The organism is Maricaulis sp. B-26, assembly GCF_056857855.1.
Genome location: NZ_JBSXNX010000027.1, coordinates 199,775 through 224,957 on the forward strand (window position 1 = coordinate 199,775; position 25,183 = coordinate 224,957).

The 25,183-nt window shown below is 65.6% G+C and carries 22 protein-coding genes and 1 other RNA gene; 1 reads left to right on the top strand and 22 read right to left on the bottom strand.

The genetic code is table 11. From position 1 onward, the window contains the following. Positions 1-4: 4 nt before the first annotated feature. The 19 genes from AC13HB_RS14640 to AC13HB_RS14730 all read right to left on the bottom strand — a co-directional run bounded on the left by AC13HB_RS14640 (position 5) and on the right by AC13HB_RS14730 (position 18,907). Positions 5-589 (bottom strand): hypothetical protein, encoded by a 585-nt coding sequence (locus AC13HB_RS14640; protein WP_482950519.1) that lies wholly within the window; start codon positions 587-589, stop codon positions 5-7. Then, positions 586-1,518 (bottom strand): UDP-N-acetylmuramate dehydrogenase, encoded by a 933-nt coding sequence (murB, locus tag AC13HB_RS14645; RefSeq protein WP_482950520.1) that lies wholly within the window; start codon positions 1,516-1,518, stop codon positions 586-588. Before murB ends, AC13HB_RS14640 begins: the two co-directional genes overlap by 4 nt. Beyond that, complete coding sequence (gene murC / locus AC13HB_RS14650) at positions 1,515-2,924, bottom strand: UDP-N-acetylmuramate--L-alanine ligase (RefSeq protein ID WP_482950521.1); 1,410 nt, start codon at positions 2,922-2,924, stop codon at positions 1,515-1,517. Before murC ends, murB begins: the two co-directional genes overlap by 4 nt. Next, positions 2,921-4,027 carry an undecaprenyldiphospho-muramoylpentapeptide beta-N-acetylglucosaminyltransferase gene (gene murG / locus AC13HB_RS14655; protein WP_482950522.1) on the bottom strand — a complete coding sequence of 369 codons (1,107 nt, stop codon included), beginning with the start codon at positions 4,025-4,027 and terminating at the stop codon, positions 2,921-2,923. The genes murC and murG overlap by 4 nt, the downstream gene beginning before the upstream one ends. Then, a complete protein-coding gene (ftsW, locus tag AC13HB_RS14660) occupies positions 4,024-5,151 on the bottom strand; it encodes a putative lipid II flippase FtsW (protein WP_482950523.1) in 1,128 nt (375 codons plus the stop codon). The genes murG and ftsW overlap by 4 nt, the downstream gene beginning before the upstream one ends. Then, the gene (murD, locus tag AC13HB_RS14665) at positions 5,144-6,565 is read right to left on the bottom strand and encodes a UDP-N-acetylmuramoyl-L-alanine--D-glutamate ligase (RefSeq protein WP_482950524.1); all 1,422 of its coding nucleotides are present in this window, start codon (positions 6,563-6,565) and stop codon (positions 5,144-5,146) included. Before murD ends, ftsW begins: the two co-directional genes overlap by 8 nt. A gap of 11 nt (positions 6,566-6,576) precedes the next feature. Further along, entirely contained in the window at positions 6,577-7,680 is a 1,104-nt protein-coding gene (mraY, locus tag AC13HB_RS14670; RefSeq protein ID WP_482950525.1) for a phospho-N-acetylmuramoyl-pentapeptide-transferase, read from the bottom strand. Between the two features lie 7 nt (positions 7,681-7,687). Beyond that, positions 7,688-9,100, bottom strand: coding sequence for a UDP-N-acetylmuramoyl-tripeptide--D-alanyl-D-alanine ligase (locus tag AC13HB_RS14675; RefSeq protein ID WP_482950526.1), 1,413 nt, complete (start codon positions 9,098-9,100; stop codon positions 7,688-7,690). Next, on the bottom strand, positions 9,093-10,547 hold the full coding sequence (locus AC13HB_RS14680) for a UDP-N-acetylmuramoyl-L-alanyl-D-glutamate--2,6-diaminopimelate ligase (protein WP_482950527.1): 1,455 nt from the start codon (positions 10,545-10,547) through the stop codon (positions 9,093-9,095). Before AC13HB_RS14680 ends, AC13HB_RS14675 begins: the two co-directional genes overlap by 8 nt. Continuing rightward, the gene (locus tag AC13HB_RS14685; protein WP_482950528.1) at positions 10,544-12,301 is read right to left on the bottom strand and encodes a peptidoglycan D,D-transpeptidase FtsI family protein; all 1,758 of its coding nucleotides are present in this window, start codon (positions 12,299-12,301) and stop codon (positions 10,544-10,546) included. Before AC13HB_RS14685 ends, AC13HB_RS14680 begins: the two co-directional genes overlap by 4 nt. Then, a complete protein-coding gene (gene ftsL, locus AC13HB_RS14690; RefSeq protein ID WP_482950529.1) occupies positions 12,301-12,690 on the bottom strand; it encodes a cell division protein FtsL in 390 nt (129 codons plus the stop codon). The genes AC13HB_RS14685 and ftsL overlap by 1 nt, the downstream gene beginning before the upstream one ends. After that, on the bottom strand, positions 12,687-13,691 hold the full coding sequence (rsmH, locus tag AC13HB_RS14695) for a 16S rRNA (cytosine(1402)-N(4))-methyltransferase RsmH (protein ID WP_482950530.1): 1,005 nt from the start codon (positions 13,689-13,691) through the stop codon (positions 12,687-12,689). The genes ftsL and rsmH overlap by 4 nt, the downstream gene beginning before the upstream one ends. Further along, positions 13,688-14,149, bottom strand: a complete 462-nt coding sequence (locus AC13HB_RS14700) for a division/cell wall cluster transcriptional repressor MraZ (protein WP_482950531.1) — start codon at positions 14,147-14,149, stop codon at positions 13,688-13,690. The genes rsmH and AC13HB_RS14700 overlap by 4 nt, the downstream gene beginning before the upstream one ends. A gap of 290 nt (positions 14,150-14,439) precedes the next feature. Further along, an RNA gene (gene rnpB / locus AC13HB_RS14705) (RNase P RNA component class A) lies at positions 14,440-14,833 on the bottom strand. Between the two features lie 33 nt (positions 14,834-14,866). Next, a complete protein-coding gene (locus AC13HB_RS14710) occupies positions 14,867-15,535 on the bottom strand; it encodes an N-acetylmuramoyl-L-alanine amidase (RefSeq protein WP_482950532.1) in 669 nt (222 codons plus the stop codon). Continuing rightward, positions 15,532-16,446 carry a DMT family transporter gene (locus AC13HB_RS14715; protein ID WP_482950533.1) on the bottom strand — a complete coding sequence of 305 codons (915 nt, stop codon included), beginning with the start codon at positions 16,444-16,446 and terminating at the stop codon, positions 15,532-15,534. The genes AC13HB_RS14710 and AC13HB_RS14715 overlap by 4 nt, the downstream gene beginning before the upstream one ends. A 54-nt stretch (positions 16,447-16,500) precedes the next feature. Further along, positions 16,501-17,733, bottom strand: coding sequence for a glucuronyl esterase domain-containing protein (locus tag AC13HB_RS14720; protein WP_482950534.1), 1,233 nt, complete (start codon positions 17,731-17,733; stop codon positions 16,501-16,503). Between the two features lie 118 nt (positions 17,734-17,851). Then, complete coding sequence (locus tag AC13HB_RS14725) at positions 17,852-18,151, bottom strand: hypothetical protein (RefSeq protein ID WP_482950535.1); 300 nt, start codon at positions 18,149-18,151, stop codon at positions 17,852-17,854. Positions 18,152-18,208: 57 nt separating this feature from the next. Continuing rightward, positions 18,209-18,907: a TerB family tellurite resistance protein gene (locus tag AC13HB_RS14730; protein WP_482950536.1), complete on the bottom strand. Its 699-nt coding sequence runs from the start codon at positions 18,905-18,907 to the stop codon at positions 18,209-18,211. A 155-nt stretch (positions 18,908-19,062) separates the two neighbouring features. Here AC13HB_RS14730 and AC13HB_RS14735 point away from each other — a divergent pair, with 155 nt between their 5' ends. Continuing rightward, positions 19,063-22,638: a hydantoinase B/oxoprolinase family protein gene (locus tag AC13HB_RS14735; RefSeq protein ID WP_482950537.1), complete on the top strand. Its 3,576-nt coding sequence runs from the start codon at positions 19,063-19,065 to the stop codon at positions 22,636-22,638. Here AC13HB_RS14735 and AC13HB_RS14740 read toward each other — a convergent pair. From AC13HB_RS14740 to AC13HB_RS14750, 3 genes are read right to left on the bottom strand one after another with little or no spacing between them, the layout of a single operon-like run. Further along, entirely contained in the window at positions 22,635-23,672 is a 1,038-nt protein-coding gene (locus AC13HB_RS14740) for a succinylglutamate desuccinylase/aspartoacylase family protein (RefSeq protein WP_482950538.1), read from the bottom strand. The two genes, AC13HB_RS14735 and AC13HB_RS14740, sit on opposite strands and share 4 nt — an antisense overlap. Continuing rightward, positions 23,669-24,574: a 30S ribosomal protein S6--L-glutamate ligase gene (gene rimK / locus AC13HB_RS14745; protein WP_482950539.1), complete on the bottom strand. Its 906-nt coding sequence runs from the start codon at positions 24,572-24,574 to the stop codon at positions 23,669-23,671. The genes AC13HB_RS14740 and rimK overlap by 4 nt, the downstream gene beginning before the upstream one ends. A 51-nt stretch (positions 24,575-24,625) precedes the next feature. After that, positions 24,626-25,105, bottom strand: a complete 480-nt coding sequence (locus AC13HB_RS14750; protein ID WP_482950540.1) for an ATP-dependent zinc protease family protein — start codon at positions 25,103-25,105, stop codon at positions 24,626-24,628. Positions 25,106-25,183: the final 78 nt, after the last annotated feature.

Here is a 25,183-nt window from a genome sequence, read left to right on the forward strand (position 1 = left end):
TCGTCTACTGAAGCGATGCCTTCTGCCGCGCCTGGAGCGTCTCGTCATGAACGGAGAGCCGGGTCGCCCCGCTCTGCAGCGCCAGTTCGACAAGATCGCTGAACGCCTGCGGGTGCGCGGAACCGAAATCGACATGCAGGGCCAGTCCGTCGCGGACGATGGAATGGATGACGCCGCCCGGGCGATCCGTCGGCGACGGCTTCGGCTCGCCACCTGCCATGCCGAACCAGCGCTCTAGCCAGCCAGCAAGTGCCGCATCGTGCCACATGCCGCCATTCAGCTGGAACACGGCGCAATCCCAGCGGAAGGGATTGAGCATGAGCTCGAACTGGCCGATCGGGCCGGTCCAGGGCTTGAAACCGAGCATTTCTTCGAAGCGGAACTCACGAAACTCCGGCTGCGCCCCGACGCTGGGCGCGAAGTCGACGCGATAATAGCCGCCGATCGCGTTCTGATCGGTCCGGATAGGGTGTGCGTATTCGATCACGCCGTCCGGGTATTGGGCGCGCATCTCATCGAGCCAAGCGGTATAGGCTTCCAGATGCTTTTCGCGGATCGGCTGAACCGCACTGACGAGCGGATTGGTCATGATGTCTGTCCCTCTTCACGAACCCCGATGCGCTTGACCTCCCAGCGCAGGTCGATGTCCGTTTTCTCTTTCACGCGTCTGCGTATCTCTTCCCCCAAATCCTCCAGATCGGCGGCGCTTGCGCTACCGTCATTGATGAGGAAATTGCAGTGCTGCTCGGAAAAATGAGCGCCGCCAACGCGATAGCCCCTGCCCCCGACACTGTCGATGAGCTGCCAGGACTTGCGCTGATCCGGCGTTCCTGGCGGATCGGGGTTGGCAAAGGTCGAACCGGACGTCTTTTCGCGGATCGGCTGCGTGCTCTCGCGCCGTGCGGTGATGGCGTCCATCCGCTCGGAAATCGCCGCCGGATCGTCGGAGGTTCCCTGAAAGACCGCCTCCGTGAAGATCCAGTCCTCCGGCGCCTCGCAATGGCGATAGGAATAGGCCAGCTCCTCCGGCGTCGCGATGATACGGCGGCCCATGCGGTCCAGCGCCACCGCCTCGACCAGCACGTCGCGCGTCTCCTGCTCGTAGCAGCCGGCATTCATGCGTAGCGCCCCGCCGATCGTGCCGGGTACGCCGACGAAGAATTCCAGACCGGCAATGCCCGCCTTGGCCGCCGCTTTCGCGACCATCTTGTCGAGCGCCCCCGAGCCCGCCCGCAGCCGGTTTCCGTCGAGCGCCTCGGTCTTCGCGAACGCGCCAGTGAGGCGGATGACCACGCCCGGCACGCCGCCATCGCGCACCAGCGTGTTCGAACCCGCGCCCAGCACGGTCACCGGAATATCCTCCGGCGTCTCGGCCAGGAAACGCGAAAGATCCGCTTCGTCAGCCGGCAGGTAAAGCACGTCCGCCGGCCCGCCCACACGCAGCCAGGTCACGTCCTTGAGCGGCGCGTTCTCGAGGTATTTGCCGCGAACTTCGGGGAGGCGTTCGACCAGACTCATCCCAGCGCCTCCAGCTCGCCCGGCAGGTCGTAGGCCCATTGCGTGATGTCGCCCGCGCCGAGGCAGACGACGACATCGCCCTCGCCCGCGCGCCTGGCGACTTCCGCCGCGACGCTCTCGCGCGTCACGCCGGTCACGTCGCTCTTGCCGTTTTTCGCAATAGCAGCGACGAGATGATCACGGTCGAAGCCGGCGAGGTGGCCCTCGCCCGCGGCATAGACATCGGCGATCAGTACGCTGTCGGCTTCGGCAAAGCAGGCGGCGAAATCGTCGAAGAGATCGCGCAGGCGCGTATAGCGATGCGGCTGCATGATGGCGATCACCTTGCCGGTCGATGCCTGGCGTGCGGCTTTCAGCACCGCTTCGATCTCGACCGGGTGATGGCCGTAATCGTCCACAATGGTCGCTCCCTCCCACTTGCCTGTCACGGTAAAGCGCCGCTTCACGCCGCCGAAACCGGCCAGGGCGGTCTTTCCCGCGGCCTCCTCCAGCCCGATCTCGCGCGCCGTGATCAGCGCGGCGCAGGCATTGAGCACATTATGCTCGCCCATCATGGGCAGGACGATATCGGACCAGCGCTTGCGCGGTTGACCGGGAATGGCGAATTCCAGATCGAAAGTGGTCCCGCTCGGCGCCGCATGTTCGCCGCTGACCCGAACCTGCGCGTCCTGCGAGCGGCCATAGGTGATCACCCGCCGGTTTTCGACGCGCTCGGCCAGGCGGCGCACTTCGGGGTGATCGATGCACAGCACCGCGAACCCGTAGAAAGGCAGGTTCTCGACGAACTGATAGAAGGCATCGCGCAGCGTATCGAAACTCCCGCCGTAGTGCTCGAGATGCTCCGGGTCGATATTGGTGACGATGACGGCCGTGGCGGGGAATTTCAGGAAGGAACCGTCGCTTTCGTCCGCCTCCACGGCCATCCATTGGCCAGAACCGATTTTCGCATTGGACTTGTAGGCGTCGATAATGCCGCCATTGACGACGGTCGGGTCGAGACCGGCGGCATCCATCAGGACCGAGACGAGCGAGGTCGTCGTGGTCTTGCCGTGCGTGCCGCCGACGGACACGGCGAGTTGTCCCCGCATGAGCTCGGCGAGCATGTCGGACCGGTGGACCACGGGAATCCGGCTGGCGCGGGCGATCTGGAGTTCAGGATTGTCCGGCTTGATTGCGGTGGAGACCACAAGGGCGCTCGCCCCGTCCACATTCTCCGCCGCATGACCCACGAAAACCCGTGCACCGAGTTTTTCCAGGCGCTCGGTATTGGCGCTCGCCTTCATGTCCGAGCCCTGCACGGTATAGCCCTGCCGGATCATGATCTCGGCAATCGAGCTCATGCCGATCCCCCCGATGCCGACGAAATGGACCGGGCCGAGGTCGAAGGGGATTTCGTCGCGCTTCATACCAGGGCTCCCGTGACGAGACCGTCCACGGCGCGCGCCAGCGCGTCAGCCGCATCGGGACGGCCCAGCGTGCGCGCGGCCGCGGCGCGTTCTTTCAGATCGGTGGGGTTGGACAGTCGCGTTTCCAGCAGGCTTGCGAGACGTTCGATGGTGAAATCGTGCTCGCGGATCACATCCGCAGCCAGCGCCTTCTCCAGCCCCTCGACATTGGCAGCCTGATGATCGTCAGCGGCGATGGCAAGCGGACAGAAGATCGCCGGACGGCCGACGCCCGCCACTTCGGACACGGTAGACGCGCCCGCGCGACCGATCACCAGATGGGCCTGCGCGTAGAGGCTGCCCACATCCTCGAAGAAGGGTTCGCACTCGGCCTTCACGCCGGCTGTTTCATAGATCTCGCGCGCCATGGGAAGAGATTCCTCGCGGGTCTGTTGGACCACATCAAGGCGAGAACGGAGCGATTCCGGGAGTTCTGCGATCGCCGCCGGTACCGTCTCGGAAAGAATACGCGCACCGAGGCTGCCGCCGAGGACGAGAAGATTGATCCGGCTCGTCCCGTCGAGTTCGGGATAACCGGCCGCACGCGCCGTCAGGATCGGCTCGCGCAGGGGATTGCCGGTCAGAATGTGACGTTTGCGGGCCTTCTCCGGCAGGCGGTCGAGGCGTTCGAAGCCTGATGCGACGAAGCCGGCCTTGGCCGCGAAGACGCGGTTCACGCGCCCAAGCACGCCGTTCTGCTCGTGAATGGCGAAGGGAATGCGCAGGGACTGCGCAACGGCCAGAGCGGGAAAAGCCGGATAGCCGCCGAAACCGGCCACCACATCCGGCTTCCAGCGCTTCACGATACCGCGTGCCTGGGCAAATCCCTGGGTCAGCTCGAGCGCGGCTTTCGCCAGTTTGACCGGGTTCCTGGTAGAGGGGCTCGCCGCATGGATCTCATCGACGGCCACCGCCGGGAAATCCTTCGCGTGACGCAGACCGCGCTCGTCGGTGACCAGGCGGATCTGCCAGCCGCGGGCGATCAGCGCCTCGGCTGCCGCGCGTGCAGGAAACATGTGACCGCCGGTTCCGCCGGCAGCGATCAGGCATCTGCGCGGCGTCATGCGGACGACTGCGGAGCATAGGCGCCGGGACGGCGTCGGGTGAATGCCAGCATGAGGCCGGCACCGAAGGCGAGCGCAAGCATGGACGACCCTCCATAGGACACGAAGGGCAGTGTCATGCCCTTGGGCGGAATGAGGTTCAAGTTCACAGCGATGTTGACGAGCGCCTGCAGGCCGAATTGCAGCGCCAGGCCGGCGGTCGCCAGCTGCGCGAAATTGTCGTTCAGCCGCATGGCCTGGCTCCAGGCCCGGATCACCAGGATCGCAAAGAGGCCGATGATGGAAAGCGAGGCAATGAGGCCGAATTCCTCGGCGGCCACGGAAAAGATGAAGTCGGTGTGCGCGTCCGGCAGGAGGTGTTTCACCTCCCCCTCTCCTGGTCCGACCCCGGTAATGCCACCGCGCGAGATCGCCTCGGTCGCCCGGTCGATCTGATAGGTGTCGCCGCTCTCAGGATTGAGGAAGCGGTCCACGCGGCTCGCCACGTGCGGGAAGGTCATATAGGCCAGCGCCGATCCGCCCGCCGCAAGGCTGCCCAGCACGCTCACCCAGAGCCAGGACAGGCCCGAGGCGAAGAAGACCCCGCCAAAGCAGAGTGTCAGCAGGACGGACTGGCCGAAATCCGGCTGCGCCATCAGAAGCAGGATCGCGATGGCATAGATTCCGAAGGCAATCAGGCGTCCCGGAATGGGCGCGCCGCGTCTTTCCTCGGCAAACAGCCAGGCCGCGGTGACGATCAGGGCGGGCTTGAGGAATTCGGAGGGCTGCAGGCCGAAGGAGCCGATCCGGATCCAGCGCGTCGCCCCCTTTACCTCATAGCCGATAAACGGCAGCGCCATCATGAGCAGAAGCGCTCCGAACAGGGCCAGCACAGCCAGACGCCGCGCGCCTTTCAGACTCAGCGCGGAGATACCCAGTAGTCCGAACAGGCTCAAACCGGCGAAGATGCTCTGGCGGTATAGAAAATAGAACGGGTCGTCGATGCCCAACCGCTCGGCCGCGGCCGGACTGGCGGCCATGGACAGGACAAGCCCCATTGCGATGAGGGTCAGGACGACGATCAGCAGGGTCCTGTCGACGCCCCGCCACCAGGTCGCCACGGCCCGCGGAAAACTCTCACTCACCAACGGCCTCCGGGACTTGCGTCAGGGATTGTGCGATCTCGCGGAAGGCATCGCCCCGCGCTTCGTAATCACGGAACTGGTCGAAGGACTTTGCGGCGGGCGAGAACAGGACGACGCGGCCATACTGCCCGGCATCCGCCTTCGCATCGCGCGCCGCATGGCGCGCCGCGGTCTCGAGATCGCCGCAACGTTCCATGGGGACCTTGCCGTCGAGCACCGCCGCGAAAACGTTTTCCGCCTCGCCGATGAGATAGGCCTTGGCGACCCGGTCCAGTGCCGGGAGCGTCGGATCGAGCGACTTGGCCTCGGCCCGGCCGCCGACGATCCAGTAGATCCGGTCGTAACAGGTCAGCGCCTGCACCGACGCTTCGCCATTGGTCGCCTTGCTGTCATTGATGAAGGGGATGTCGTCGATCACGGCAACGCGTTCCTGCCGGTGCGGCAGTCCGGGGAAGCTGCGCATGGCATCGGAAGCCGCGCGGCCCGTCACGCCGAGCAGACGGACCACGGCGAGCGCGGCGGCCGCGTTCTGCGCATTGTGGCGCCCCGGCAGGGCCGGCGTGCGCGTCAGGTCCACCACCGGGTGCGAGGCACTGTCGAGCGCATCTATGACCCGGTCGCCCAGCGCGTAGACGCCGCGCGCGAAGACCCGGCCGGCGGAAATCGGCACGACCTGCTCTTCCCGCCGCGACTGTCTGAGCTGGGTCAGGAGTGCGGCCGTCTGCGGATCGTCCACACCGATCACCGCCTTGCCAGCGGGACCCTGCATGTCGAAGAGCCGCTTTTTGGCAGCAAAATAACCCTTCAGGTCGCCATGCCGGTCGAGATGGTCCGGCGAAAAATTGAGAAAGACCGAGACATCGCATTGCAGCGACCGGGTCAGGTCGAGCTGGAAGGAGGACAGTTCGAGCACGTAATAACTGCCCGAGCGCGGCGGCTCCTGGGCGAGAATGGCCTCGCCGATATTTCCGGCCACCACGGTGCGCCGCCCTGTTTCGCGCAGGATGTGCCCGATCAGGGCCGTCGTCGTGGACTTGCCGTTGGTGCCGGTAATGCCGATCACTTTCGGCCGTTGCGCAGCCGGGAGTTCGGCGAGCGCCATGGCGAAGAGTTCGACATCGCCGATCACGGGCACATCGCTGGCCTGCGCCAGTTTGACGACGGGATGCGGTTCCGGGTGGGTCAGCGGAATGCCGGGCGAGAGCACCAGGGCGGCGATTGAGTCCCAGTTGAGCGTCGCGGGGTCGTCGAGGGTCAGTCCGGCTTCGGCAGCCCGTTGACGCGTCGCCTCGACATCGTCCCAGGACGACACCCGGGCGCCGCCCGCTTCCAGGGCGGCCGCAGCCGCGATGCCCGTCCGCCCCAATCCGAGCACAACCACGCGGCGGCCATCATATGAATGGACCGGGATCATAAGGCGGTACTCTAGCGCAATTTCAGGGTTGCGAGTCCAATTAATGCGAGGATGACTGCGATAATCCAGAAGCGGATGACGATGGTCGGCTCGGCCCAGCCATGCTTCTCGAAATGGTGGTGAATCGGCGCCATCTTGAAGACGCGCTTGCCGAAGAGCTTGAAGCTGGCCACCTGGACCATGACCGAGACCATTTCCAGCACGAAGAGACCGCCCACGATGGCCAGCACGATCTCGTGCTTCACCGCCACTGCGATGGCACCCAGCGCGCCTCCGAGGGAAAGCGAGCCGGTATCGCCCATGAAGATCATGGCCGGCGGCGCATTCCACCAGAGGAAGCCCAGGCCGGCGCCCAGCAATGCACCGCAGAAGACGAGCAGCTCGCCGGTGCCTTCAGTGTAGTGGACCTGGAGATACTCCGCGAAGTCGATCCGCCCGACGACATAGGCGATCGCGCCGAAAGTGGCCGCGGCGATCATCACCGGAACGATAGCCAGGCCGTCCAGCCCGTCCGTCATGTTCACGGCATTGCCCGCACCCACGATGACGATGCAGCCGAAGACGTAGAAGAGCGGCCCGATATTGAGCATCAAATCCTTGAAGAAGGGAAAGGCGATCGAGGTCTCTACGCCCGGCTCGACGCCGAAACTGCGGGCCGTCGCAGTCGCCCAGACAACGGCAATAATGGCGATCGTGAACTCGCCCAGGAGTTTGAGCCTGCCCGAGAAACCTGCCGTGTTTTGCTTGGTCACCTTGAGATAATCGTCGACGAAACCGATCAGGCCGAAGCCTGCGGTGACGAAGACCACGATCCAGACATAGGGATTGGACAGGTCGGCCCAGAGCAGGGTGCCGACCATGACGCCGAGCAGGATCAGGAAGCCGCCCATGGTCGGCGTGCCGGCCTTTTCCACCACATGCCGTTCGATACCCTCTTCGCGGATCGGCTGACCCTTGCCCTGCTTGCGCCGCAGCCAGGCGATCATCGGCTTGCCGAAGATGAAGGCGATCAGCATCGCCGTCATCAGGGCGCCGCCCGTGCGGAAGGTGATGTAGCGGAACAGGTTGGCCAGCTGGAGATCTTCCGCCAGCGGGGCAAACAGCAGGTAGAGCATGGGCGGTTCAGGCCTCCGTGAGTCCGAATGCGGAGCCGTCGGCGAGTACCGCGGCAATCTTGTGCAGGCCCGACGCATTGGAGCCTTTGACGAGAACGACATCGCCCGGGCGGATGGCCGCCTTGAGCATTTCCAGTCCCTCGTCCGATGTCTGCGCATACCCTGCGCGGCGGTGATCCGGCAAGGCATCGAAGAGGCTGCGCATCAGCGGCCCGCAGGCAAAAACGGCATTCACCCCGGCTTCCTCGAGCGGTGCGCCCAGACCGGCATGCAGCGCCTCGGATTCCGGGCCGAGCTCCAGCATGTCGCCGAGGACGGCGATGCGCCGCCCCCCCTTGCCCGGCTGCGAAGCGCCGAGTGCGCCGATGGCTGCAGCCATGGAGACCGGATTGGCGTTATAGGCATCGTCGAGCAGGGTGAATTCGCCGCCATCGGGCAGCAGGACACGCACCGAACGCCCGCGGCCGGCCTCGGCCTCGACAGTGGAGAGTGCCTCGGCGACCGCACCGGCATCCAGCCCGGCTCCGGCGGCCGCGGCGAACACGGCAGCTGCATTCCAGGCCCAGTGCGCGCCCGAGGCGGCGAGCCGGAAATGCGCCCGCACGCCGAGCACGTTGACCACGCCGCGGCTGCCGTCGAGCCCGGTCTCGAAACTCTCGATCCGGATCGCTGCATCCCTCGCAGTGCCGAAATCGAGCATGAAGGCCGCGCAGGAGCGCTGCGCGTGCTGTGCGATGCGCGGCGCGAGCGGATCGTCCGCTGGATAGATGGCGACGCCGTCATCCTCGAGTCCGTCGAAAATCTCGGATTTCGCATCGGCGATCGCCTCGATACTGCCGAGATGTTCCAGATGGGCCGGAGCGATACGCGTGATCAGTGCGACATGGGGACGGACCAGCGAAGACAGGTCGCGAATTTCCCCGGCATGGTTCATGCCGAGTTCGAACACCGCACGCTGCGTTTCGCGCGGCATGCGCGAGAGCGTCAGCGGCACGCCCCAGTGATTATTGTAGGACTTGACGCTCCAGTGCGCCGGACCGTCAGCACGGAAGACGGTGGCCAGGGCTTCCTTGACGCTGGTCTTGCCGACACTGCCAGTGACCGCGACGCGAATGGCGTCGGACCGGTCGCGTGCCGCCGTGCCGAGCGCACGCAAAGCGTCGAGCGTGTCCTTGACCTGAAGCGCCGGCTCGACGCCGAGATCGCCGCGGGAAACGAGACAGGCAGCCGCCCCCTTCTCCATCGCGGCCTTCGCGAATTCGTGCCCGTCGCGCACATCCTTGAGCGCCACGAACAGATCGCCCGGCTCCAGCGAACGCGTATCGATCGAGACGCCCGAACTCTGCCAGTCCGTCTCGCCGAGCAGCATGCCGCCGGTCGCGGCGAGCGCCTGTTTCGCGGTCCAGAGCGGCTCAGACATTTTCCGCCTCCAGGTCAGCCAGGGCGCGGCGCCCCTCCTCGCGATCATCGAAGGGGTGCACCACATCGCCAACCGTCTGGCCGGTCTCGTGACCCTTGCCGGCGATAAGCAGGCTGTCGCCCGGCTTCAGCATGGCCACGCCTGCCCGGATCGCCGCGGCGCGGTCGGGAATCTCTTCAGCGTCCGGGCACCCTTTCAGGATGGCCGCACGGATTGCGGCAGGGTCTTCGGATCGCGGATTGTCGTCGGTGACGATGATATGGTCGGCCTGGCTGGCCGCGATCGCCCCCATTTTCTGGCGCTTGGACGGATCCCGGTCGCCGCCGGCGCCGAAGATCACGATGACCCGGCCCTGGGTGTGCGGCCGCGCGGCTCGCAGGAGCTTGTCGAGACCGTCCGGCGTATGCGCGTAATCGACCAGCACGGGTGCGCCGCCGCGGGTCTCGCCGATCTTTTCCAACCGTCCCGGCACGCCGCTCAGCGATCCAAGCGTCTCCAGCACGGTATCCAGCGGGACGTCGTCGGTCAGCGCGATGGCGGTTGCGCCCAGCGCATTGAGAATCTGGAATTCGCCGACCAGCGGAATGTCGAGACGGTGCTCCGTCCCGCGCCAGGCGAAGACGACGTCCTGGCTTGCCGGACGGGGTGTAATCTCGCGAATGGCCAGATCGTCGCCGCGCCAGCCGACCGTGATGACGGCGAGACCGCGCTTTTGCGCCGTCGCTGCCATTTTCCGCCCCCACTCGCTATCGACATTGATGACCGCCCTCTCCATCTGCGGGAAGCGGTCGGAAAAGAGCAATTCTTTGGATGCGAAGTAATCGGCGAAATCGGGGTGATAATCGAGGTGGTCCTGGGTCAGATTGGTGAAGGCTCCCACCCTCACCCGGGCCGCATCCATGCGATGCTGCTTGAGCCCGTGACTGGAGGCTTCCATGGCGAGATGGGTCACACCATCGCGGGCCAGTGCGTCGAGCGCGCGCTGCAGGGCTACCGCATCCGGCGTCGTATAGCATGTCGTCTCGACTTGGTCGCCGCGCGTCACGCCGAGCGTGCCGAGGCAGGCCGCCTCATGACCGGCTGCGGCCCAGATCTGGCGCAGAAATTCGACGGTGGAGCTTTTGCCATTGGTGCCGGTGATGGCGACGATGTGCTCGGGCTGACGCGGATAGAAGCGCCCGGCCATACGCGCGAGAAGCGCTGCCGGCTGATGGCTGACGACGACCGGGACGGTCACGTCCGGAATAGCCGCATCGCTGATCATCGCGACGGCGCCGGCCTGTTCGGCCTTGCGCGCAAAATCGCGACCGTGAACCTTTACGCCGGGCAAGGCTGCGAAGATATAGCCAGGCTCGACCTTGCGGCTGTCGAGCGTCAGCCCCTTCACCTCGAGATCGGCCGCGCCGGGGAAGGCTGTGTCCAGATCGAGAAGGTCGGCAAGGGTCACGGGATCATCTCCGGCATCAAGGCTGCACGGACCAGCGCGGCCCGCTCTCCCTGGTCGTCGTCATCACGCTCGACGCCCAGAATGGGCGCAATGCGGGAAATGATTTCCCCGACGGCCGGTGCAGCCGTCCATCCGCCCGTGGCATAGCCATAGGTCGATTCATTCCCTTGCGGTTCGTCGAGCAGCACCAGCAGCGCATACTGCGGATCGTCATAGGGAAACACCGCCGAGAAGGAAGAAATAAGGCGATCGCGGTCATAGCCGCCGCGTGTCGGCTTCTCCGCCGTACCCGTCTTGCCGGCCACACGATAGCCGATGGCTTCCGCATTGCCGCCTGTCCCGTCGACGACGTTCTCGCGCATCAGGGTGAGGACGTCGTGCGCCGCCTCGGCACTCATGACGCGTTCGCCGACCACCGTCTCGTCGGCCGCGACCGGCAGCAGGGTCGGCGGCACGTAGACGCCGTTATTGGCGATGGCCGCAAAGGCCGCGACCGTCGCGATCGGGCTCACGGCAATGCCATGCCCATAGGAAATGGTCGCCGTTTCGGTCGGCCCCCATTGCCGCGGTAGAAGCGGGTCGGCGCTTTCGGTCAGCTCGATCGGCGCACGCTCCAGAAGGCGCAGATCGCCGAGGAAGCCGCGCTGGCGGTCCGATCCCACTTCCAGTGCGATACGGCTGGAGCCGATATTGGACGAGTGGGTGAAAATCTCCGACAGGGTCAGCCAGCGATCCTCGGCGTGATAATCATTGATCGTATAGCCGCCGATACGGAGCGGCTCCGACGCATCGTAGCCGCTTTCCAGCGTTGCCGTTCCGGTCTCGAGCGCCATCGCGACCGTGAATGCCTTGAAGGTCGAGCCCATCTCGTAGACCGATTGGGCGGAGCGGTTCAGGCGTTCGGACGGGCTGGCATCGGCCGGCCGGTTCGGGTCGAAATCCGGCAGGGAGACCATGCCGAGGATTTCGCCGGTACGGACATTCATCACGACGCCGGAGGCGGCGTCGGCCTGGAACGCCGCCATGGTCGAGCGCAGCACTTCATCAAGATGGAACTGCACCGACATGTCGATCGAGAGCGCGACCGGGCGTCCGTCGCCCGAGGTAAGCGCCGTGTCGAAGGCACGCTCGGCCCCGGCCAGACCGACCATGTCGCGATCGGTATAACCGACCACATGCGAGGCGAGACGTCCGCGCGGATAGACGCGGCGCGGCTCCATGCGAAAACCGAGACCGGGCAGCCCCAGAGAGAAAACGGCCTGGCGCTGGCGCGGCGTCAGATTGCGCTGGATCCAGACGAAACGGCGACGCGTTCCAAGATCTTCGGTCACCGCATCGATATCGATGTCCGGCAATACGGTCGCGAGCGCTTCGGCGGTCTCGCGCGGATCCCAGACCAGGGTTGGGTCGGCGTAGAGCGAGTGGGTCTGCAAAGTGGTTGCGAGGACCTGTCCGGTCCGATCGAAGAGATCGCCGCGGATTTCATGCGCAGCGACCTGGCGCTGCACCGGGGCCGCGTCGGCGCTGCCGGTAAAGGCCACCTCGATCGCGCGCGCACCGAGAATGGCGAAACAGACGCCAAGGCTCAGCCCCACGATCCGCAAGCGCGAACGGGCCGCATCCAGGGCCCGTGTTTCGTCGCTTTCGATGCGGAGCAGGCGCGACATGTCTGCCGGCGCGGCTTCCGCCAGGGGCGGCAAGGCCACATTCCGGGTTTCGGCCGATACCTGTTTTCGGAACGGCCAGAGTCGCATCAGTCCGGCCCTCCGGTCCTGACGGGCTCAGCCATGGGGGAGCCGTTCTCCGGAATGTCCTGGCGGACGAAACGTCCATCCCGCCGGATCGTATCCGTGGGCTCGGCCGGGTCGGCGAGCAGGGGAAGATCGCTCATTGCCAGCTCCCGAGAGGGATCGAGCGGCTCGAAACCGAGATAGCGCCGTGCGAGGGCGCGCAGGCGTTCCGGGTCTTCCAGGTGAGCGATCTCGACATTGAGCACATTGATCTGACGACGTTCCTCGGCCAGTTGCGCCTGCAGCGCTTCCAGCCGCTCCTCGGAGCTGCGCGCCTCGGCCTTGGCGATGTAGAGCGCCACTGCCAGAGCCGCGGCGACGATGAACGCGATCGCATTGAGCGTGCGGATCATAGCGCGGCCTCCAGGCGGGCAAGCGACACAACACCTTCATGAAGCGCGACACCCTCTTCCCAGGCTGGCGCTTCGGTACGAATGGCGGCCCGCAACTTGGCGGAGCGGGCACGGGGATTGACGGCGGTCTCGGCTTCGCCGGCCGTTATGGCCTTACGGTGCAGAAGCCGGAAACTCGGCGCCGGTCCGGACTCGACGGCGGGCGCGTAACGCGATCCGCCGCCTCCCGCCAACCCGGAACGGGCCCGCAGGAATGCCTTAACCATGCGATCCTCCAATGAATGGAAGGTAACCACGACGAGCCGCCCGAGCGGCGCCAGCAGGCGCTCCGAAGCCTCCAGCGCGCGAGCCAGTTCACCGAGCTCGTCATTCACGAAAATCCGCAACGCCTGGAAGACGCGCGTCGCGGGATGAATTTTCGAATGTTTTCCGCCAATTGCGCGGGTGACGATTTCCGCGAGACGATCTGTCGTCCCGATCGGGGCCTCCTGGCGGGCCTCGCAGATGAACTTCGCGACGCGGCGAGAACGACGCTCTTCGCCGTAGACATAAAATATGTCCGCAAGCTCCTGCTCCTTGAGCAGGTTCACCGCATCGGCCGCGCTCGGGCCGTCTGCGGCCATGCGCATGTCCAGCGGACCGGGCTTCATGAAGGAAAAGCCACGCTCCGCCTGGTCGATCTGCATGGAGGAGACACCGATATCGAGCACGATGCCGTCGACCGTCTCGCCGCCATTGCCGCGAACGACCTCTTCCATGGCCGAGAAGGGCGCTTCGACGAAGACGAAGCGCTGCGGGGCGGCCTGTTTGAGATGCTCGGCAGCCGGACGCACGGACGGATCGCGATCGATCCCGATCAGGCGGCAATCGGCAGCCGAGAGTATACCGCGCGAATAGCCGCCCGCTCCGAATGTGCCGTCAATATAGAGGGCGCCGTCACGCGGCTCGAGCGCGTGCAGGACCTCGTCCAGCATGACGGGGATGTGGGGCGCCTCGCTCATGACGCGCCTCCCGGCTTCGGCGTCAGGCGCAGCGACCGCTTGTTTTCGCGGGCATAGCTCTGGGCGCTCGACTTGTGCTCTTCATAGCGTTCCGGCGACCAGATCTCGAAGCGCGAGCCGAGACCCACGAAGGTCGCACGGCTGTCGAGACCGGCATGCTCGATGAATTCCTTGGGCAGGGTGACGCGGCCATTGCTGTCGAAGCTGAGCGGCCGGGCGGCACCGAAAATGGCGCGCTCGAAAGCGACGCGCGCCTCGTCATAGGGATCCATGTCCTCGATCAGGGCCTGGTAGCGCTCGAGCAAGGCCTGCCCGCCACCTTCCAGATACGGACCGTCGAAGGAGGGCCAGACGATGATGCCGTCGAAGGGACCACCTCGAACAACGGCACGGAAGTCCGCCGGGACGGAAACCCGTCCCTTGGCGTCAACGCCGTTATTGGTGGTCGATAGAAACACGCCCGAGGCTCCCCTGCCCGCATCCGGCCCACTTGGTTAATTATGGGATAACATGGGACAACGTGGGAAACAATGACGAAAGGTTCGTTTTTCATGGATTAACGCGCCTTCCCAAGTATTCGACAGCCCCAAAAACAAGAACAGAAGTGGAACATTAAGTTAATTTCCACAGGGGGCAGCGCCGCACGGCTCGAAAAACCGGCGCTCATAACAAAAGACACGGATTGTTTCCTTAAAGGAACAAACGGCACATCGGCCCGACGAGGCCGTTAACGTCTGTGTCGGAAAAGAGGATCAGGCGGCCTGTAAGCCGGGTTCTGTCCACCGCGTCCCGGAGGGCCGTGGCGTGACGATCATTCATCTGCGGCCGGTCTTGCGACCGGCCTGGTGCGACCTACCCGGATGACATGCGGAGACGCATGTGCGGCCGAAGCCACGCTCATCCCTATTCGGTCTTGCTCCAGGTGGGGCTTGCCGTGCCCCCTTCCTTGCGGTCGGGGCGGTGCGCTCTTACCGCACCCTTTCACCCTTACCGGACCCGAGGGTCCGGCGGTCTGCTCTCTGCTGCGCTTTCCCTGGGGTCACCCCCGCCGGACGCTATCCGGCACCTTGTCTCCGTGGAGCCCGGACTTTCCTCGACAGCGCCGTTTCCAGCCTTGCTGCCGCGACCGTCCAGCCGCCTGATCGGGCTCTATGTCGGGGATGCGGTCGCTCCGGTCAAGCAGCCGATGCCACGCGGGCAATCAGATCGCGGGTCTCGTCGTCGAGATGCCCGTCTACCCGGGCCGGACGCCAGCGGCGCTGGAAGGCCTCCAGGACAGCCTTCAGCCCGGCATCGGGATCATAGCCGATCCCGGCCAGCAGGGTTTCTGGCGCTCCAGCTCGGCCCGGAGCATCGGGAAGCGCCAGCGCAAGCCCGGCATCCGCAAGGCGTTGCCAGGGAAATTTCTCGCCCGGATCCTCCTTGCGTCCCGGCGCCACGTCGGAATGGCCGATCACGCCCGCAGGCGAAATCCCATGCCGTCCCATGACCGCGCCGACCAGCTCCATGACGGCCCCGATTTGGGCATCCGGAAAATTCGGCAAGCCGAACTCGTGACCGCCATTGACGATCTCGATACCGATCGAGGCCGAATTGATATCGCGTTCGCCGCGCCAATAGCTCACCCCGGCATGCCAGGCCCGCTTGTCCTCGCCGACAAGCTGAAGAACGCGCCCGGCCTCTTCGACGACGTAATGCGCACTGACCGACGCCTCCGGATCGCAAAGACGCTCGATGGCGGCGGCGCCGGTCTCCATGCCGGTATAGTGGAGCAGGATGAGCGAGACGGGCGTCTTGCGGTCGTTGAAGTTCGGAGACGGCAGGGCACGGATATCGAGGCTCACAGGGCTTTCTCCCGCGAGAGCGCCGCATTGGGCAGTTTCCGGTTCTGACGCAGGGCGATGATGCCGACGCCGACGAGAGTCAGGCCGCCACCCACGAAGAGGCGCCAGCCATAGGGGTCCCCCATGACCAGAATGCCGCCGATGACGCCGACCAGCGGGGCCAGAAGCGTGATCGGCGCGATCATGGTCGCGTCATAGCGCTGGATCAGCCGGTAGAAGGTTCCGTGTCCGTAGATGTTCACGACGACGACGGTAAAGATCAGCGCGAGCAGGAAGAGCCAGTTCCCGTCGAGGGCGGATTGCAGCTGGTCGCGCTCCATGACCAGCGAGAGCAGGAGGAGCGGCGGCCAGGACAGGAGCCCGATCCAGGCCTGCATATGGATGGAGTCGAGCGGCAGACGCTTGACCAGGATCATCCCGACCGCGCCCATGAAGGCCGCTCCGAGTCCGAAGAGCAGACCGATGGACATGTCCGTACTGGTGGGGTTGGCGACGACGAGCAGCACGCCCCCGAGCGCGAGCAGTATGCCCATGATCCGCGGCACGCCGAGCCGTTCCTTGAGGAAGATGACAGAGAGCACGGTGGCGAAGGGGACGCCCATCTGCAGGGCGATGGCCATACCGGACGGCGTCGCCCATTGAAGCCCCATGAAGATCAGTCCGAAATGAACCGCCCCCATCGACATGGCGACCCAGAACATGCGGGTCATGTCGACGGGCCGCGGACGCAGCCAGGGTGCCAGCACGGCATAGAGCGCCGCGAAGCGCAGGAAGGCGAAGAAGATCGGCGGCACGCCTTCGAAGCCGGGCACCCAGCCGGGCGCGCCGGTTACGGCGAATTTGGCGACGATGAAGTTGAGCCCCCAGACGATGCAGACACCGAGCAGGGCGAGAAGATCGGGCAGACGCATTCCACCTTCTTGGACCGCGCCGCCCGGCGGAGCAAGCGCCAGACTTGCATCGCCCTAATCCGCAGCGAAATGAGCGTCGAGAAACTCCAGAAAGCGCCCCCAGTCCACCGCCGTCACGCCATGCAGACCGCGCCGCATGAAGAGTGCGATGTCGGCGTCGGGGTCGAAATCGTCCAGGCCCGCCTGGCGCAACCCTTCTGATCCGTAGAGCGCGTAGACCGGATTGGCTCCCTCGGCGGCCCGGAAACTGCCTTCCGGGTCTGACCATTGATCGCGCCAGGCCCCGCCGATCAGCAAGGGGCGCGGCGCCATCAGGGCGATGAGCTGATGCTGGTCGACCGGGATCGCATCTTCATGACCGGCATAGGCGGCATAGGCGGGCGAGAACCAGTAGGAATAGGCGTTGGTGATCTGGGCTACGCTCTCCCCCGCATAGCTGCGCGTCAGCGTGGTTCCGCCCGTACCCGCCTGGTGAGCGATGACGAGGTCGATGCGCTGATCGAAGGCCGCGGCAAGCAGGGCCGACTTGCCATTGCGGGAATGCCCCCAGACGGCCATGCGCTCCCGGTCGTAGCGGTCGTCGCGTTCGAGCACGCCGATGGCCTGGCTGTAGACCCAGGCCCAGGCCGCGATGGCGCCGGCCTCGCCGTCAGCCTCCGGCATCAGCTGCGCGAGCGCATCAGGGGCGGCGCGCGAAGTGTCCGGGACGATATCGCCGGGATAGATAAAGGCGAGCGCATAGCCGTGCTCGAGAATACGGGCGATTGGCGGCGACATGATATGCCGACCGAAAATCATCTTGACCGTCATACCCTCCCAACCGCCACCACAGCTCGGCGCGTAGGGGGTAACGGGCCCTGCGATCTCCTCGCGGCCATCGAAGACCGCTCTGTTGCCGCAGAACATCTGCAGCACCACGACCGGCAGCGGCCCCGCGGCGCCATTGGGCCGGACCGTGACGAGATGGGTGTCCCGCCCGGCCAGGCTCAACGCATACTGTTCGATCGTACCGGCGCCGTCGAAAGCGGCCGTATCGATCACTTCGTGCGAGACGATCCGAGCCGGGCCATGCTCCGGCCAGGGGCCGTAGACTTCGTCGGCGAATTGCCGGCGCAGCTCGTCGCGGCTCGCTTCCCAGCTCTCGCGGGTCAGCGCGCGGCTTGCCAGCACCGGTCGCGCCGGCGCCTCGTCGAGCCGCGCCGAGACCTTGGGCAGAGCCATGCTCACACACCCGACCAGCAGAAGCGGGATGGTTACGGTGATGGTCAGAAGAATGCTGCGGATCACGCTTGCTTGCCCTCGCACGCGGACGGGTCTGTATCGATCGCCAGACTAGCCGCGTCCTTCGCATCGTGAAGTCACGATTATGTGCGCATTGTATGCCTGCGGCCGGCTCAGCGACGCGTCAACGCCCTGACGGGCCCATTCCGTCGACGGTCCAGCCATCCGGTCCGCGGGTCGCGACGAGGATTTCCGGCCCCTCGCTGCTGCCACGTCCGCCGCGCAGCTTGCGCCAGAGCCAGTAGACGCCCCCGGCCAGGAGGGCAATGCCCGCCACGACCAGGAAGGCGGCGGTCATGATCGCTGCCAGGAAGATCACCAGCCCGATGAAGGCGAGCGCGATAAGCGCTGCCAGCACGTCGCGAACAATGCGGCTCGCGCGCTTGGAAAACAGGCTGTTCTCGGCATTTCGGGCGTCAGTCATCATGTCCTATCCAGTCTCGCCCCCGCCAGCTACATGTTGGCATTCCTGTGCCAAAGGTCAATTGGGCGCGCCTGCGACATGAGCGCGTTCGTGGAGAATCTGGCTGTAAGCGATATTGATCGCAGCCATTTTTTCGTCGGCGAGGCGCTGGATTTCCGCCGGCGCACCGCGAGCGATCAGGCGATCCGGGTGATTCTGCGAGGCGATGCGCCGATAGGCCCGTTTGAGATCCGCATCGGATATATCCGACTCGATACCGAGAATGACGTAGGGATCGTCCTCGTCGGACGTCACGTGCGCCGTACGGATACGGCGGAACTCGCGGCGCGAGAAGCCGAAGATATCGGCGACCGTCTCGAGGAAGCGCATCTCGTCCGGCGTGACCATTCCGTCCGCCTTGGCGACATGGAAGAGCCCGTCGAGCACGTCTTCCAGGATAGCCGGGTTTGCCCGGAAGCGCCGGGCGAGGCGCTTGGCATAGCCGTCAAAGCCCAGCGTGGTCTGCATGGCCAGCTCGAACGCCCGGTCGAGCGGTTCACGGCCCTCGGGCGGTGGCCGGAAGACCTCGTAGAACGCCTTGATCTCGCTGCGCGACACGATGCCATCCGCCTTGGCCATCTTGGCTCCGAGACCGATCAGCGCCATGGCGAAATCGGCATCGTCGACGCGGTGCGTGGCTGCCTCGTCGCAGCCATCGCATTCCAGGAAGCAGTCGCGTCCCCGGATCCGGTCAGCCAGTTTTCGCCAGAAATTCATACGTCGTCGTCCCTCGGGGACCTCATTTAGGCATTCGCGGCGCCCGGCGCGAGGGCTCATCTTGCCGCAAAGCAGTTGTGCACAAGCTTATGCCTGTTGAATGCGGCGAGACCATGCTTACCCTCCGCGACAATACAGCCGTCTGGATACCGATCATGACCGAACGTGCAACAACCGAGTGGGAATTCTGGATCGACCGGGGCGGTACATTCACCGACGTGATCGGCCGCGCCCCGGACGGATGCCTGCACGCGCTCAAACTGCTATCGGAGAGCCCGGACTATCCCGATGCCGCCACTGAAGGCGTACGCCGCCTCTCCGCAGGCGAGGCCGTCGGTTCGGTAAAAATGGGTACCACGGTCGCGACCAATGCCCTGCTCGAACGCAAGGGCGCGCCGACTCTCTTTCTCGTAACCGAGGGCTTCGCCGACCTGCTGGTGATCGGCGACCAGACCCGGCCGGATATTTTCGCCCTCGATCCGAAACACCCCGATCCGCTCTATCAGCGCGTGATCGAGGTTACGGAGCGCCGCGACGCCGCCGGCGCCTGCGTCTTACCGCTCGACGAAGACGCGGCACGCGCTGCGCTGGCGGGGGCCCGCAAGGACGGGATCGATACCGTCGCCATCGCACTCATGCATGCCTATGCCGACGACAGCCACGAACGCCGGCTGGAAACCCTCGCCCGCGAGGCCGGCTTCGAGACCATTATCCGGTCGTCCGAGGCCAGCCCCCTGATCAAGATCGTCCCGCGCGCCTCCACGGCGGTGCTCGACGCCTATCTCACGCCCGTCCTGCGCGACTATGTCGGACGTGTGGATGCCGGACTGGAGGGGACGCCGCTCTACTTCATGCAGTCTTCCGGCGGTCTCGCACCGGCGGGCGCCTTCCATGCCCGCGACGCCGTGCTTTCCGGACCGGCGGGCGGCGTGGTCGGCATGGCCAGGACCGCACTGCAGGCGGGCCACCCGAAAGTGATCGGTTTCGACATGGGCGGCACCTCGACCGACGTGTCGCGTTTCGACGGCGAGACCTATGACCGTGTGCAGGAGACCACGGTCGCCGGCCAGCGCCTGCGCGCGCCGATGATGGCCGTGCACACGGTCGCTGCCGGCGGCGGCTCGCTGCTCGCCTTCGACGGCGAGCGCGCCCGCGTCGGACCGGAGAGCGCCGGCGCCATGCCGGGCCCCGCCGGCTACGGACGCGGCGGCCCGGCTGCCGTGACGGATGCCAATATCGTGCTGGGCCGGATCCAGCCGGACTGGTTCCCGCGCGTATTCGGCGAGACCGGGGATCGGCCGCTTGATGTCGAGGCGAGCCGCAAGGCGCTCGGCACGCTCGCCGAGGCGATGGGGCTCGACAGCCCCGAAGAGGCGGCGGAAGGCTTCCTCGCCGTCGCCATCGAAAGCATGGCCCAGGCCATCAAGCAGATTTCCATCGCCCAGGGGGTGAACCCGTCCGCCTATGCGCTCGCGGCCTTCGGCGGGGCCGGCGCCCAGCATGCCTGCAAGGTCGCGGCGACGCTCGGCATGAGCTCGGTGCTCGTACATCCCTATGGCGGTCTGCTCTCGGCGCTCGGGATCGGCCTGGCCGAGATTCGCGAAACCCGGATCGGAGCGGTCGAACTGCCGCTGGACGAAGGTTTTTCGAAAGCCTCGGACACGGCGAGCGCGCTGGCCCGCGAAGCCCGCGATGCGCTCGCGGCACAGGGTCTCGACACCAGCGATACGCGTGTGCGCACGGAGTGGCGCCTACGCGTCACCGGCTCAGACACCAGCATTCCGGTCCCCGCGGGCGATCGCGACAGCATGGTCCCGGCCTTCGAGGCCGCCCATGCGCGGCTCTTCGGCTTCCGCCCCGAAGCGCCGCTCCTCATCGAGTCGGTCTCCGTCGATGCGGAGATCGATCCGCCCGGTGCGCGCGGCTGGACGGTCGACATGCCCGAGCCCTGCGGTACGCCGGACGCGGCCGCAACAGCCCGCATGTACGACAAGGGTGCCTGGCACGACGTGCCGGTCTATCCCATCGAGCGTTTCGGCGCGGGCGATGCCGTGGACGGCCCGGCCCTGGTCATGGATCCCAATTCCACCATCGTGCTGGACATTGGCTGGCGCGCCGAGCGGCTGGCCGACGGCATGTTGCGCCTGACCAGCACGGCCCGCACGCAGACGCAGACCGCCGATACGAGCCTCGATCCGATCCGCCTGGAACTCTTCAACAAGCGCTTCATGTCAGTCGCCGAGCAGATGGGCGTTGCCCTCGAGCGCACGGCGCACTCGGTCAATATCAAGGAGCGCCTCGATTTCTCCTGCGCGGTATTCGATGCGGAAGGGGGCCTCGTCGCCAACGCACCGCACATGCCGGTTCACCTCGGTTCGATGTCCGCCAGCGTGCGCGCCGCAGCAGCCGCGCATCCCAATCTCGGTCCCGGCGACGCCGTCGCGGTCAATGCGCCCTATGATGGCGGCACGCACCTGCCTGACATCACCATCGTCACACCGGTCCACGACCCCGAGGGGGGCGAGCGCCTCTTCTATGTCGCCGCGCGCGGCCACCACGCCGATGTCGGCGGTATCGCACCCGGTTCCATGCCGCCCTTCTCGACCACGATCGAGGAGGAAGGCGTCCAGTTCGCCAATATACTGGTGATGCGGGACGGCCGTTTCCTCGCGGATACGGTTCGGGAGATTCTCGCCTCCGGTCCCTGGCCAGCGCGCAAGCCGGACCAGAATATCGCCGACCTCAAGGCCCAGCTCGCAGCCTGCGCCCGTGGCGCGGACGAGCTCCACCGCCTGGTCGCCGATAACGGTCTCGACGTCGTGAAGGCCTATATGGGCCATGTCCAGGACAATGCGGAACGCTCCGTGAGGCGGGTCATCGATGCGCTCGAGGACGGGCATCACACCGTCCGTCTCGATGACGGTGCTGAGATCCGGGTCGCCATCAGCGTCGACCGCGAAGCGCGCACGGCGCTCGTCGACTTCACCGGCACCTCGCCGCAGCGGCCGAGCAATTTCAACGCGCCCGCCTCGGTCGCCCGGGCTGCCGTGCTCTATGTCTTCCGCTGCCTCGTCGGCGATGCCATTCCGCTCAATGAAGGCTGTCTCAAGCCGATCGAGCTGATCATCCCTGAAGGATGCCTGCTCAATCCGCGACCGCCAGCCGCCGTCGTCGCGGGCAATGTGGAGACCAGCCAGCTCGTCGTCGACGCGCTGTTCGGCGCGACGGGCCGGCTGGCGGCCGCCCAGGGCACGATGAACAATCTCACCTTCGGCAATGACCGCCACCAGTATTACGAAACGATCTGCGGCGGTGCCGGCGCCGGTCTGGACGCGGAAGGCCACGGCTTCGCCGGCACCTCCGCCATCCATACCCATATGACCAATTCCCGCATGACCGACCCGGAAGTCATGGAAGCGCGCTATCCGGTGCGCGTCGATCATCACCGCATCCGGGCGGGTTCCGGCGGACGCGGGCGCTGGCCAGGCGGAGACGGCTCCATGCGCCAGCTCCGCTTCCTGGAAGCGATGGAAGTTGCCCTTCTTTCCTCGCGGCGGCGGGAAAACCCCTTCGGCCTCGCCGGTGGCGGAGACGCCCTGCCCGGCCAGCAGCGCGTGATCCGCGCCAATGGCGGTGTCGAGGACCTGCCGGGCCTCTTCCGTATCGATGTGGAACCGGGCGACGCCGTGGAAATCTCCACGCCGGGCGGCGGGGGCTATGGCGGGGGCTAGATGATCTCGTCCTCGTCGAAGAGCGGGTCATTGCCCAGTGCTTCGGTGAGCAGGGCCATCGGCTCTTCATTGCGGCGTTTGAGGATTTCCGCGATGTGGAAGACGGCATCGCCCTCATTGACGATGGGGAGCATGGTCCGGCCGATGATCAGCCCCGTATTCGGCGCCAAAACCTCGACTTCCTTCGTCCCCAGCGGGTCGGAGAGCGTGCCGATCAGATCGTGCTCGTAGACATGCTCGCCGATATCGCGGTGCATGCGGAACACCCCGCCCATGGGCGCGCGGACCCAGCTGCTCTTCTTGCCGATTTCAGAGGTCAGACTGGCCTTGAGGCGCTTGTCCGATCGGATCATTCCGAGCCGGCCGAGCACGCGAAGTATCCCCTTCACGCCCAGCCGGAGCGCTGTCTCGTCGAAGCGCAGCGCCTCGCCGCTCTCATAGACGATGACGGGCTTGCCGTGGGAATGCGCGGCCTCCCGAAGCGACCCGTCCCGAAGGGCGGAATGGACGATGACGGGGGCGCCGAATACCTCGGCCAGTTCCAGCGCGTCGGGCACATTCGTGTCGACGCGGATCTGCGGCAGATTGGTGCGGTTCTGCGCCGCCGAATGGAGGTCGATCCCCGCTTCGCAGCGATCCACCACCTCGGTCATGAAGAGATGGGCCAGCCTGGCCGCCAGCGAGCCGGTCGGCGCGCCGGGAAAGGCGCGATTGAGATCGCGCCGGTCGGGCAGATAGCGCGAATGGGAGATGAAGCCGAAGGCGTTCACCACCGGCACGCAGATCAGCGTACCCGCGATCGCGCGCATTTGCGGCGTACGGATCAGCCGGCGGATAATCTCGACGCCGATGATCTCGTCGCCATGGATCGCCGCCGAGACAAACACGGTCGGGCCTTCCCGCTTGCCGTGAATGACGTGCACCGACAGCGACATCGGCGTGTGATCGGACAGGACGGAAACCGGGATGTCGATGATGGCATCCGTGCCCGGCGCAACTGTGCGCCCTCCGATATGGAAGGCGGACCGGCTCATCCCTTGCCTTTCGTACGGGTCTTCCCGTGAACGGCGGTCTTCTCGACGAAGTCGATGATCTTGTCGGCCACGTCGACGCCCGTCGCATTCTCGATGCCTTCGAGACCCGGCGAGGAATTCACTTCCATGATGACCGGGCCATGATTGGCACGAAGCATGTCCACACCGGCCACGTTCAGCCCCATCACCTTGGCGGCGCGAACCGCCGTCGAACGTTCTTCCGGGGTCAGCTTGATCTTGGAGGCACTGCCGCCGCGATGCAGGTTGGAGCGGAAATCACCGGCCGCTCCCTGGCGCTTCATGGCCGCGACCACCTTGCCGCCGACCACGATGGTGCGGATATCGGCACCGCCGGCTTCCTTGATGAATTCCTGCACGAGGATATCCACTTTCGCGGTCCGGAAGGCCTCGATCACCGATTTCGCGGAGCGCCGCGTTTCGGCCAGCACGACGCCGACTCCCTGCGTCCCCTCCAGCAGCTTGATCACGACCGGTTCGCCGCCCGCAATGTCGAGCACGTCGTCCGTCATGGACGTGTCGTGCGCGAAGGCCGTCACGGGCAGGCCCAGACCGGCGCGCGCCAGCAATTGCAGCGAACGCAGCTTGTCGCGCGAACGGCCGATGGCGACGGATTCGTTCATCGCCCACACGCCCATCATCTCGAATTGACGCACCACGGCCATGCCATAGCCGGTGATGGAGGCTCCGATCCGCGGAATGACCGCATCGATGCCCTCGATCGCCTGGCCCTGGTATCGCACTTCCGGCCGATGCGACGCGATATTCATGTAGATGCGCAGCGTGTCGTAGATATCGATATCGTGACCGCGCGCTTCCGCGGCCTCCACAAGCCTCTGATGGGAATAGAGGTTCTTGTTGCGGGCGAGCATAAGCAGGCGCATGTCGTCTCTCCGGGCGGCAAGCTCAATTGAGTAGCAGGAAAACCGGGGCGGCTAAACCACCGGCGGAACGAGGAAGGAACGGGCCGGATTGACGAGCGCGCCCGGCTTGAGCGCGGTCCGGCCAATCAGCATGCGGAACCCCATTTCATCCCGGCGCGTCAAGGTCAACTCGATTGGCCACTGATAGGCCCCGATCCGCAGATGGGTCGAGATGACGTAGCGCTGCTGGATTTCGCCGTTCGAACTTTTCACGCCGCGGCTGTCCACCACAGGCGCCTCGCAGGCGACGCGGGTCTTGTTGTCGTCCTGGTTGGGGTGAAGCTCGAAACTCACCCAGACCTGGCCGTCGCGGGTGAATGGCTTGATCTTCCAGGCATGGATCGCCGAGCTGCGCGCACCGGTATCGATCTTCGCCTTGACCCGGAACTTGCCCAGATCGGGCAGTTCGACCCATTCGCGCCAGCCGACGATCATGGACGGCGCACCGCCGCGCTCGTCGTCGCGGACCTTGTCCTTGGAACTGGGAGTCATGCCTTTGCAATCCCTGCCGTTATGGCCGGATGCAAGCACTCAAACCGGGAAAAAGGCAAGCGGGAAGCGCTCAGCTTC

What these genes read in the sequence shown, in the direction of transcription:
- AC13HB_RS14740 (WP_482950538.1), bottom strand. Translation starts at nt 23,672, where the DNA reads ATGAGCCGGTCCGCCTTCCATATCGGAGGGCGCACAGTTGCGCCGGGC.
- AC13HB_RS14685 (WP_482950528.1), bottom strand. Translation starts at nt 12,301, where the DNA reads ATGCGACTCTGGCCGTTCCGAAAACAGGTATCGGCCGAAACCCGGAAT.
- murB (WP_482950520.1), bottom strand. Translation starts at nt 1,518, where the DNA reads ATGAGTCTGGTCGAACGCCTCCCCGAAGTTCGCGGCAAATACCTCGAG.
- murG (WP_482950522.1), bottom strand. Translation starts at nt 4,027, where the DNA reads ATGACGCCGCGCAGATGCCTGATCGCTGCCGGCGGAACCGGCGGTCAC.
- murD (WP_482950524.1), bottom strand. Translation starts at nt 6,565, where the DNA reads ATGATCCCGGTCCATTCATATGATGGCCGCCGCGTGGTTGTGCTCGGA.
- rsmH (WP_482950530.1), bottom strand. Translation starts at nt 13,691, where the DNA reads ATGAGCGAGGCGCCCCACATCCCCGTCATGCTGGACGAGGTCCTGCAC.
- AC13HB_RS14750 (WP_482950540.1), bottom strand. Translation starts at nt 25,105, where the DNA reads ATGACTCCCAGTTCCAAGGACAAGGTCCGCGACGACGAGCGCGGCGGT.
- AC13HB_RS14735 (WP_482950537.1), top strand. Translation starts at nt 19,063, where the DNA reads ATGACCGAACGTGCAACAACCGAGTGGGAATTCTGGATCGACCGGGGC.
- mraY (WP_482950525.1), bottom strand. Translation starts at nt 7,680, where the DNA reads ATGCTCTACCTGCTGTTTGCCCCGCTGGCGGAAGATCTCCAGCTGGCC.
- AC13HB_RS14730 (WP_482950536.1), bottom strand. Translation starts at nt 18,907, where the DNA reads ATGAATTTCTGGCGAAAACTGGCTGACCGGATCCGGGGACGCGACTGC.
- AC13HB_RS14725 (WP_482950535.1), bottom strand. Translation starts at nt 18,151, where the DNA reads ATGACTGACGCCCGAAATGCCGAGAACAGCCTGTTTTCCAAGCGCGCG.
- murC (WP_482950521.1), bottom strand. Translation starts at nt 2,924, where the DNA reads ATGAAGCGCGACGAAATCCCCTTCGACCTCGGCCCGGTCCATTTCGTC.
- AC13HB_RS14640 (WP_482950519.1), bottom strand. Translation starts at nt 589, where the DNA reads ATGACCAATCCGCTCGTCAGTGCGGTTCAGCCGATCCGCGAAAAGCAT.
- AC13HB_RS14715 (WP_482950533.1), bottom strand. Translation starts at nt 16,446, where the DNA reads ATGCGTCTGCCCGATCTTCTCGCCCTGCTCGGTGTCTGCATCGTCTGG.
- rimK (WP_482950539.1), bottom strand. Translation starts at nt 24,574, where the DNA reads ATGCGCCTGCTTATGCTCGCCCGCAACAAGAACCTCTATTCCCATCAG.
- AC13HB_RS14675 (WP_482950526.1), bottom strand. Translation starts at nt 9,100, where the DNA reads ATGTCTGAGCCGCTCTGGACCGCGAAACAGGCGCTCGCCGCGACCGGC.
- ftsL (WP_482950529.1), bottom strand. Translation starts at nt 12,690, where the DNA reads ATGATCCGCACGCTCAATGCGATCGCGTTCATCGTCGCCGCGGCTCTG.